Annotated in this window: 6 protein-coding genes; 1 reads left to right on the top strand and 5 read right to left on the bottom strand. The window is 68.0% G+C overall.

Features of this window, described 5'->3' with window-relative positions; genetic code table 11:
* Window positions 1-62 precede the first annotated feature (62 nt).
* Window positions 63-794: an NAD(P)H-hydrate epimerase gene (locus tag MQH31_RS07170; RefSeq protein ID WP_243011447.1), complete on the bottom strand. Its 732-nt coding sequence runs from the start codon at window positions 792-794 to the stop codon at window positions 63-65.
* A 79-nt stretch (window positions 795-873) separates the two neighbouring features.
* On the opposite strand from MQH31_RS07170, the gene MQH31_RS07165 reads away from it, so the two are divergent.
* Window positions 874-1,662, top strand: coding sequence for an alpha/beta fold hydrolase (locus MQH31_RS07165; RefSeq protein ID WP_243011446.1), 789 nt, complete (start codon window positions 874-876; stop codon window positions 1,660-1,662).
* A gap of 66 nt (window positions 1,663-1,728) precedes the next feature.
* Here MQH31_RS07165 and pyk read toward each other — a convergent pair whose 3' ends face one another.
* From pyk to lgt, 4 genes are all read right to left on the bottom strand, one after another.
* Window positions 1,729-3,174 carry a pyruvate kinase gene (pyk, locus tag MQH31_RS07160; protein ID WP_134531935.1) on the bottom strand — a complete coding sequence of 482 codons (1,446 nt, stop codon included), beginning with the start codon at window positions 3,172-3,174 and terminating at the stop codon, window positions 1,729-1,731.
* Between the two features lie 107 nt (window positions 3,175-3,281).
* Window positions 3,282-4,739: a glutamate synthase subunit beta gene (locus MQH31_RS07155; RefSeq protein ID WP_243011445.1), complete on the bottom strand. Its 1,458-nt coding sequence runs from the start codon at window positions 4,737-4,739 to the stop codon at window positions 3,282-3,284.
* Window positions 4,732-9,309: a glutamate synthase large subunit gene (gene gltB, locus MQH31_RS07150; RefSeq protein ID WP_243011444.1), complete on the bottom strand. Its 4,578-nt coding sequence runs from the start codon at window positions 9,307-9,309 to the stop codon at window positions 4,732-4,734. Before gltB ends, MQH31_RS07155 begins: the two co-directional genes overlap by 8 nt.
* A 125-nt stretch (window positions 9,310-9,434) precedes the next feature.
* Window positions 9,435-10,418, bottom strand: a complete 984-nt coding sequence (gene lgt, locus MQH31_RS07145) for a prolipoprotein diacylglyceryl transferase (protein WP_255454313.1) — start codon at window positions 10,416-10,418, stop codon at window positions 9,435-9,437.
* Window positions 10,419-10,469: the final 51 nt, after the last annotated feature.

The raw sequence follows: 10,469 nt of genomic DNA, 5'->3' as shown, positions 1-10,469 counted from the left end.
CGGGCGCACCGCATCCGCGAATTCGGGGGGCTGCACGGCATCGGATTTCACTGTCAGTTCACTCACCCGTCTAGAGTAGCGGCGCGGTCCCTGGCCGCGATTCGTTCGAGCTCAGGGGCGATTCCGATATCGGCGACGACGACCCGCCCGGCCAGCCCGGCGGCCGGCCGGCGGAGCAGCCCCGGTTTGCAGCCGCCGAAGGTCACCGTCACCGTCGCGGGCAGCACCGTCGGATCCGGCACGGCACCGTCGTCCACGCCGACGCCGCTCGGCAGGTCGACGGCGACGACGACCGGCTCCCTGCCCGTTCCGTCAGACGCCTGCGCGCCACCGGGGTGCAGCACGGCCAGGATCGCAGCCACGACCTCCCTGGCCCTGCCGCGCAGCGCTGGGTCCGTGCTCGTGCCCGTTCCGAGGATGCCGTCGAGGATCACGTCGCACGACGCCGCTGCCCGCGCGACAACAGCAGGCGACTCCTCCGGACCGAGCACCCGCGCACCGGCCGCCACCGCGGCGGCGAGGCCCTCCTCGTGCATCCTCCGCGCGGTCGGCGCCACGGTGACCCGGACACCCTCCGCCGCGAGCGTCGCGGCCGCGAAGAGCGCATCTCCCCCGTTGTTTCCCGGTCCCGCGAGGACGAGCATCCCGGCGCCGCGCACCGTGCCCCGGCGCGCCACGAGCAACACCGCCGTCTCCGCGGCCAGCGCGGCCGATGCCCGCTGCATCAGTGGAATCCCGTCGGCGAGGTACGGCTGCTCTGCCTCGCGCTGCTGGGCAGCCGTGTACGTCTTCATGTCGCCAGATTACGTCTGACCCCACCGACTCCGCTGCGGCGACCGTCCGTGCCACGCCATCGTGGTCAAATGGTCAGTGATGAACACGAACACCCGAATAGCGCCGCCCCACCGCTTCGTCTACTCCCCTGACGGGGTCAACCTCGCGACCTACGAATTCGGCGATCCGGCCGACCCGACCGTTCTCGCCGTCCACGGTTTCGCGTCGAGCGCCGTGGCGAACTGGCACGCAACCGGTTGGACCAGGGATCTCCTGCGCGCCGGATTCCACGTGATCGCGATCGACCAACGCGGCCATGGCCTGAGCGACAAGCCGCACTCCCCGTCCGCGTACACGATGGACACTCTCGTCGCCGACGTGCAACAGGTGCTCGACGCCTACCTGCTCGACGAGGTCGCGTACGCGGGCTACTCGCTGGGAGCGCGGGTCGGCTGGCAGGCGGCGAGAGAGCTCGAGGGCCGGGTGACGCGCGCGGTGCTCGGCGGCATTCCTGACGGTGACCCGCTCACCCGCTTCCAGATCGCCGACGCCCGGGCGCACATCGAACACGGCACCGAGGTCGGCGACAGGCTCACCGGTGCCTATCTCACCATGGCGCGGGCGCTGCCGGGCAACGACCTCGAGGCGCTCGTCGCGCTCGTCGAGGGGATGCGCGGCGGTCCCCAGCCGGGCCCCGACAATGCCCCGTCGCAACCGCTGCTGTTCGCCACCGGCAGCGAGGATCGCATCCTCGTGGCGTCACGGGCACTCGCGGAGGCCACGCCGGCCGGGTCCTTCTTCGAGATCCCTGGCCGCAACCACTTCAACGCCCCGACCTCCCGGGCCTTCCGCGACGCGGCCATCGCGTTCCTGGGTGCGACGGACTGATCCCGCCCGGACACAGGAAAAGCCCCGCCGACCGAAACGGTCGACGGGGCTTTCCTTCCAACGGGACTACTGCTTGACGTATGCCGGAGCAACCTCGTTGTGGGCGTCGCCGATGCGGTGCACCCGGATGTCGTTCGTCGAGCCGGCGATTCCGGGAGGGGAACCGCTGATGACGACGACCTTGTCACCGAGCTGGGCCAGGCCCTGGCCGAGCAGGATGTCGTCGACCTGGCCGAACATGGAGTCCGTGTGCGTGACGCGGTCCACGAGGTACGTCTGCACGCCCCAGGTGAGCGCGAGGCGGCGGCGGATGCCGGGCTCAGGCGTGAAGGCGAGCATCGGGATCTTCGACCGCAGGCGAGACATCCGGCGGGCGGAGTCTCCGGATTCGGTGAAGATGCAGAGGAACTTCGCGTCGACGAATTCCGCGACCTCGATCGCGGCGAGGGTGATCGCCCCGCCCTGGGTGCGCGGCTTGTTCGTGAGCGGCGCGATGCGCTCCAGGCCGTGGTCTTCGGTGGATGCGACGATCCGCGCCATGGTCTGAACCGTGACGACGGGGTATTCGCCGACGCTGGTCTCGCCGCTGAGCATGACCGCGTCCGCGCCGTCGAGGACGGCGTTTGCGACGTCGGACGTTTCCGCGCGCGTCGGGACCGGGCTGTGGATCATCGATTCGAGCATCTGCGTCGCGACGATGACCGGCTTGGCCATCCGGCGAGCGAGCTCGACGGCGTGCTTCTGCACGATCGGCACGGCCTCGAGCGGAAGCTCGACGCCGAGGTCGCCACGGGCGACCATGATCGAGTCGAAGGCGTCGATGATCTCTTCGAGGTGCTCGACGGCCTGCGGCTTCTCGATCTTGGCGATGACGGGGACCTTGCGGCCCTCCTCTGCCATGATCTCGTGCACGCGGGTGATGTCGGCCGCGTCGCGCACGAAGGAGAGGGCGATCAGGTCGGTACCGAGGCGGAGGCCCCAGCGCAGGTCTGCTTCGTCCTTCTCGGACAGTGCGGGAACGTTGACGGCAACACCGGGCAGGTTGATGCCCTTGTTGTTCGAGACCGGGCCTGCGACGATGACGCGGGTCGTGACGAGAACGCCATCGGTTGCGACGACCTCGACCTTGACCTTGCCGTCGTCGATCAGCAGGAAGTCGCCGGGCTTGACGTCCATGGGCAGGCCCTTGTACGTGGTGCCGCAGATTTCCTTCGTGCCGAGGATCTCGTCCGTGGTGATCTTAAAGATGTCGCCGACGGCCAGTTCATAAGGGCCGCCCTCGAACTTGCCGAGCCGGATCTTCGGGCCCTGCAGGTCGACCAGGACGGCAACCGCACGACCGGAATCATTCGCTGCCTTGCGGATGTTCGCGTAGACGGCCTCGTGCACGGTGTAGTCACCATGGCTCAGGTTCATCCGGCAAACATCGACACCCGCGTCGATCAGGGCTCGAATTTGATCGTAACTGGCGGCTGCCGGCCCGAGGGTAGCGACAATTTTGGCGCGTCTCATTCTGAAAGTGCTCCGTTTTCCGCGCCGGGTAGGCGCATTCTTGATCTGTGGTTCTGGAGGCCGCTTGGTAGGCGTCCTCCGGCTAATCGCTCACTTCGCAGGGACCGTTAGATGGCGAAGGCATGGTCGGTCGGTTTGACCGGAGCAGGTAGTTGTGTCTCACCTTCGAGGAATCGATCGACGGCCGCTGCAGCAGCGCGACCTTCTGCGATCGCCCACACAATGAGGGACTGTCCGCGGCCGGCATCACCGGCGACGAACACACCTTCACGGCTGGTCTGGTAGTTACCGTCTCGAACGACATTACTCCGCCCATCGAGCGGCACGTGCAGCTGGCTGGTGAGCTCCGCCGATTCCGGGCCGGTGAAACCCAGCGCGAGGAGTACGAGGTCCGCCGGGATTTCACGTTCCGTACCCGCCTTGGGCACGCGACGGCCATCGAGGTACTCGGTTTCCGCGACGCGGATGGCGCGCACCTCGCCGGCCTCGTTCGACAGGAACTCGATCGTCGAGGCGAGGTATTCGCGGGTGCCGCCCTCTTCGTGGGCGCTCGAGACCTCGAACAGGGTCGCGGACATTGGCCACGGCTGGTTTTCCGGCCGCTCCGTTCCCGGCTGCCTGCCGATCGCGAGGTTGGTCACGGATGCCGCGAGCTGGCGGTGCGCCGTGCCGATGCAGTCCGCCCCGGTGTCTCCACCGCCCAGGACGACGACGTGCTTGCCCTCAGCGGTGATCTGGCTGTCGACCGTGTCGCCGGCGCCCGCGCGGTTCTGCTGCACGAGGTACTCCATCGCGAAGTGCACGCCGGGGAGGTCGCGGCCGGGGATGGGCAGGTCGCGGGGCACGAGCGCGCCGGTCGCCACGACGACGGCGTCGTACCGGGCCCGAAGGTCGTCCCAGGTGATGTCGACGCCGATAGTGACGCCGGCCCGGAACCGGGTTCCCTCCGCCGTCATCTGGGCGAGGCGCAGGTCGAGATGCTTCTTCTCCATCTTGAAGTCGGGGATGCCGTAGCGGAGCAGGCCGCCGATCCGGTCGTCGCGTTCGAACACGGCGACCGTGTGCCCGGCACGGGTGAGCTGCTGCGCGGCGGCGAGACCGGCGGGACCCGAGCCGACCACGGCGACCGTCTTACCGGTCAGGCGCCCCGGCGGTTGCGGCTGCACCCAGCCGTTGGAGAAGGCCTGGTCGATGATCGAGACCTCGACCTGCTTGATCGTCACGGCCGGCTGGCTGATCGCGAGCACGCACGCCGATTCGCACGGGGCCGGGCAGAGCCGTCCCGTGAACTCGGGGAAGTTGTTCGTGGAGTGCAGGCGCTCGATGGCCTGCCTGCCTTCCTCACGCCAGGTGAGGTCGTTCCATTCGGGGATCAGGTTGCCGAGGGGGCAGCCCTGGTGGCAGAACGGCACACCACAGTCCATGCAGCGGCCGGCCTGCCGTTTGAGAACGGCGGCGTCTCCCTGTTCGTAGACCTCTTTCCAGTCCATCAGGCGGACGGACACCGGGCGACGTGGCGGCAGTTCGCGCGCCTTCGTCTTGAGGAATCCCTTCGGATCAGCCATTGGTAACCTCCAGGATGCGGTTCCAGACGACGTCGCCGTCGGGGTCGAGACCCTCGGCGACGGCGCTCTGCCTGGTCGCCAGGACGGCGGCGTAGTCCCGCGGCAGCACCTTGACGAAAGTGGACATGGTTGTTTCGAGATCGGACAGGAGAGCCGCGGCGAGCACGGAATCCGTCTGGTCTCGGTGCTGCTCGAGGAGATCGCTGACGATCTCCCTGTCGGCGCTGCCGAGCGGGAGGAGCGTGAGCTCCCCGGACTCGAGCGCCTGGCTGTTGACGTCCTCCGTGCGGAGTCCGTAGACATACGCGGTTCCGCCGCTCATTCCCGCACCGAGGTTTCGCCCGGTCTGGCCGAGGATCAGGGCGAGCCCGCCCGTCATGTATTCGAGGGCGTGGTCGCCGACTCCTTCGACGACCGCGGTCGCTCCGGAGTTGCGCACCAGGAACCGTTCTCCGACGATCCCGCGGATGAACATGCTGCCCTGGGTGGCGCCGTAGCCGATCACGTTGCCGGCGATGACGTTCTCTTCGGCGGAGAAGATGCTCGAGCGATCGGGGCGGACCACGATCTGGCCGCCGGACAGGCCCTTGCCGACGTAGTCGTTCGAGTCGCCCTCGAGCCTGAGGGTGATCCCGCCGGGCAGGAAGGCCCCGAAGGACTGTCCGGCCGAACCGGTGAGCGTCACGTCGATCGAGCCGGCGGGCAGTCCGTTCTCACCGTGCCGGATCGTCACCTCGTGGCCGAGCATCGTGCCAACGGCCCGTTCAGTGTTGCGGATCGGCAGGGCGATTTCGACGCGACCTCCGTGTTCGAGCACGCTTCCGGCGCGCCGGATGAGCTCGTTGTCGAAGTGCTTGTCGAGTTCGTGTTCCTGCGGCCGGCCGGACTGTCTCGGCTCGGAGTCGGGGAAGTCCGGGCCGTCGAGGATCGGCGCGAGGTCGAGGCCCGCTGTCTTCCAGTGTTCGAGCGCGCCGTCGACGTCGAGGATCTCGTGGTGGCCGACGGCCTCCTGGAGGCTGCGGAAGCCGAGTTCGGCGAGGTACTCGCGCACCTCCTGGGCGATGAACTCGAAGAAGTTCACGACGTGGTCCGCCTTGCCGGTGAACCGCTTCCGCAGTTCGGGGTTCTGGGTGGCGACGCCGACCGGACAGGTGTCGAGGTGACAGACCCGCATCATGACGCAGCCCTCGACGATCAGGGGCGCGGTCGCGAAGCCGAACTCCTCCGCTCCGAGCAGTGCGCCGATGATGACGTCCCTGCCGGTCTTGAGCTGGCCGTCGACCTGCAGGACGACACGGTCACGCAGACCGTTGAGCATCAGGGTCTGCTGGGTCTCCGCGAGTCCGAGCTCCCAGGGCGTCCCCGCGTGCTTGAGCGAGTTGAGCGGGCTCGCCCCGGTGCCGCCGTCGTGGCCTGAGATCAGGATGACGTCGGAGAGCGCTTTGGCGACACCGGCGGCGACCGCTCCGATGCCGGACTGGCTCACGAGCTTCGTGTGGATGCGCGCATCCGGGTTCGCTCGTTTGAGGTCGAAGATGAGCTGCTTGAGGTCTTCGATCGAGTAGATGTCGTGGTGCGGGGGCGGCGAAATCAGGCCGACGCCCGCCGTGGCGTGCCGGGTCCGCGCGATCCAGGGGTACACCTTGGTCGGCGGCAGCTGGCCGCCTTCGCCGGGCTTCGCTCCCTGGGCGAGCTTGATCTGGATGTCGTCTGCGTGGGACAGGTACATGCTCGTCACGCCGAACCGCCCGGAGGCGACCTGCTTGACGGCGCTGCGGCGCTGCGGGTCGATCAGCCGGTCCAGGTCTTCGCCGCCCTCGCCGGTGTTCGACTTGCCGCCGATCCGGTTCATGGCGATCGCGAGGGTCTCGTGGGCCTCCGGGGAGATCGAGCCGTAGCTCATCGCACCGGTCGCGAAGCGCGTGACGATCGACGCGACCGATTCGACCTCGTCGAGGGGCACGGGGTGCCGTTTGTGCTTGTCGAAGGTGAACATGCCGCGGAGCGTCATGAGGCTCTCAGCCTGATCGTCGATGAGCTTGGTGTACTCGCGGAAGATGTCGTACCGGCCGGTCCGGGTCGCGTGCTGCAGCCGGAAGATCGTCTCCGGATTGAACAGGTGCGGGGAGCCGTCGCGGCGCCACTGGTACTCGCCGCCGGTGCTCAGGCGTTCGTGCGCGGTGACCGCTGCGTCTTCCGGGTAGGCGGAGGCGTGCCTCGCTTCGTTCTCCGCGGCGATCACGTCGATACCGATGCCGCCGAGCTTGCTCGTCGTGCCGGTGAAGTACTGCGCGACGAAGGCCTGGCTGAGGCCGACGGCCTCGAAGGTCTGGGCGCCGGCATAGGACGAGACCGTCGAGATGCCCATCTTGGACATGATCTTGAGCACGCCCTTGCCGAGGGCCTTGATGACGTTGCGGACGGCCTTCTCCGGTGAGACGTTCGTGATGTACCCGCTGCGGACCAGGTCCTCGCAGGTCTCCATCGCGAGGTAGGGGTTGACCGCTGAGGCGCCGTAGCCGATCAGGAGCGCGACGTGGTGCACCTCGCGCACGTCGCCGGCCTCGACGACGATGCCGACCTTCATCCGGTTCTCCGTGCGGATCAGGTGGTGGTGCACGGCCGCGATCATCAGGAGCGACGGGATCGGCGCCATGTCCTTGTTGGAATCACGGTCGGAGAGCACGATGAAGCGGGCGCCGGCCTCGATCGCGTCGTCGACCTCGAGGCACATCGCGTCGATGCGGTCGGCGAGGGCGTCGGGGCCCTCGTCGAAACGGTACAGTCCGCGGATCGTCGACGTCGTCCGGCTGCCGGGGGCAGGGTCGATGTGCTGGATCTTGGCGAGTTCGTCGTTGTCGATGACCGGGAAGTCCAGGACCACCTGGCGGGCGTGCTCCGGCCCGACGGACAGGAGGTTCCGTTCCGGCCCGAGGCCGAGTTTGAGGGAGGTGACGACCTCCTCGCGGATCGAGTCGAGGGGCGGGTTGGTCACCTGGGCGAACTGCTGGGTGAAGTAGTCGAAGATCAGCCGGGGCCGGTCGCTCAGCACGGCAATCGGGGTGTCGCTGCCCATGGCGCCGAGGGGTTCGCCTCCGGTGCGCGCCATCGGCGCGAGCAGGATGCGGACTTCTTCTTCGGTGTAGCCGAAGGTGCGCTGGCGGCGTACGACGGATGCCGGCGGGTGCACGATGTGCTCGCGCTCGGGGAGGTCCTTGAGGTTGATCCGGCCGGCGTCGAGCCAGTCCCCCCACGGTTCCATCGCGGCGAGTTCCGCCTTGATCTCGTCGTCCTCGATCAGTCGACCCTCGACGGTGTCGACGAGGAACATCTTGCCGGGGCGGAGCCGGCCCTTGCGGACGACCCGGGCGGGGTCGATGTCCAGGACGCCGATCTCGCTCGCGAGCACGACGAGGCCGTCGTCGGTGATCAGGTACCGGCCGGGGCGGAGCCCGTTGCGGTCGAGGGTCGCGCCGACGAGGGATCCGTCGGTGAAGACGATCGCCGCGGGTCCGTCCCACGGCTCCATGAGCATCGAGTGGTACTCGTAGAACGCACGACGTTCCTCGTCGAGCGCGGTCTGGTTCTCCCAGGCCTCCGGCACCATCATCATCACCGCGTGCGGCAGCGAGCGGCCGGACAGGCTGAGCAGTTCGACGACCTCGTCGAACGAGGCGGAGTCGCTGCCGCCCGGGGTGACGATCGGCAGCAGCGGGGCCAGGTCGCCGAGCAGCGAGGATTCGAGCTGGGACTGGCGCGCGCGCATCCAGTTGCGGTTGCCCTGCACCGTGTTGATCTCGCCGTTGTGCGCGATCATCCGGAACGGCTGCGCGAGCGGCCAGGACGGGAAGGTGTTCGTCGAATACCGGGAGTGCACGAGGGCGAGCTTCGAGACGAAGCGCGGGTCGGACAGGTCCGGGTAGAAGGGCTCGAGCTGGAGGGTCGTGACCATGCCCTTGTAGACCAGGGTGCGGCAGGAGAGCGACGCGAAGTAGGTCTCGAGTTCCCGCTCGGCGCGCTTACGCAGCCGGACGGTCTGACGGTCGAGCGCGATGTCGGCGAGGGGCTCGCCGTCGTCGTCCGTGCGTGAGCTGCGGACGAAGAGCTGCTGGATCGCGGGCATCGCGGCCCTGGCCAGGTTCCCGACCTCGTCTGGACGCACGGGGACCTCGCGCCAGCCGAGGATCTCGAGGCACTCCTCCTGGGCGATCCGGCCGATCTGGCGTTTGACAGAGCTGCGCTCGGTCGGGTCGGTCGGGAGGAACACGTTGCCGACGGCATACCGCCCGGCGGCGGGGAGCTCGAATTCGACGACCTCGCTCAGGAACTCGTGCGGGATCTGGGTGATGATGCCTGCGCCGTCGCCGGTTCCGGCGTCGGAGCCGACGGCCCCGCGGTGTTCGAGGTTGCGGAGCGCGTCGAGGGCGATCGTGATGATGTCGTGCCCGGCGGTTCCCCGCAGTGTCGCGACCATGGCGAGCCCACAGGCGTCCCGCTCGTCGGCAGGGTTGTACAGCCCCTGGGGCTGGGGAACGCTGCTGAAGCGGGAAAAGAGGGGTGACTGCGGCATGGGACCGTCCTCAGAGGTAGCTGGCAAGTGGGGACGACGCTGGCCCGCGGGGGTGGAGATCATCTGCGTACAGTTGCGCGCCGACCCGTCGTACCGGGAGGGAGGCGGGAGCCGGGTGTACGGTCTCAGGCCTGGAGGCGCGGGTTGCTGGTGCTTGTGGCTGCAACGTCGCCCGATGCGGCGGGTTCGACGGCCTCATCACCGTGGTCCTCGAAATCCGTATCAAACTCTTCAGATTCTACCTCAGGGACGGGGCGCTTCCACTCCCGACCCTGGCGGTAGACGCTGACCTCGAGTCCGGGGTGCCTGCGGCCCTGCACCACGATGAGGATGATGCCGAGGACCACGGCGATGATCGCGGCCCAGACGTTGGTGCGGATGCCGAAGAAGATCTCGCTCGGGTCGATGCGGATCGATTCGAAGAAGGTGCGGCCGAGGCCGTACCAGACCAGGTAGACGCCGAAGGCGCGTCCCCAGCGGAGCGTGATCCGGCGTTCGATCACGAGGATCAGGATCACACCGATGGTGTTCCAGATCATCTCGTAGAGGAAGGTCGGGTGGAAGAGGGTTCCGGCGGGAAGCCCGACCGGGAACGCCGCGTTCGTCGACGGCACCTCGAGCCCCCAGGGCAGGGTCGTCGGCAGGCCGAAGAGCTCCGTGTTGAACCAGTTGCCGAGGCGTCCCATGGCCTGGGCGATCAGCATTCCGGGGGCGAGGGCATCCGCGAAGGACCAGAATTTCACGCCGGAGATCCGGCAGCCGATGTACGCGCCGACGGCCCCGCCGATGAGCGCACCGAAGATGGCGTTTCCGCCGTTCCAGATCGCGAAGACTTCCCAGGGGTTCGCACCGGCGAAGAAGTAGTCACCCGGGTGGGTGAGCACGTGGTACGCCCGGGCGCCGACGATGCCGAGCGGAACGGCCCAGAGGATGATGTCGAGCACCACGCCCGGCTCGGCGCCGCGGTTGCTGAGGCGCCTGCTCGTCATGACTGTCGCCGCGATGATGCCGGCCAGGATGCACAGCGCGTACGCGTGGATCCGGAACATGCCGAGGTCGAAGTAGCTCCACTCGGGGCCTGGGCTCGGAATGCTCAGCAGAAAAGACACCTGGGTATTACCTTTCGTAGCGGGGAAGCGTGGGAGCTTGCCTCGGTCAAC

Source organism: Cryobacterium zhongshanensis (assembly GCF_022760445.1).
GTDB lineage: Bacteria > Actinomycetota > Actinomycetes > Actinomycetales > Microbacteriaceae > Cryobacterium > Cryobacterium algoricola.
Note: the sequence above shows the minus strand (reverse complement) of the source record. Positions and strands in the feature narration are given on the sequence as shown.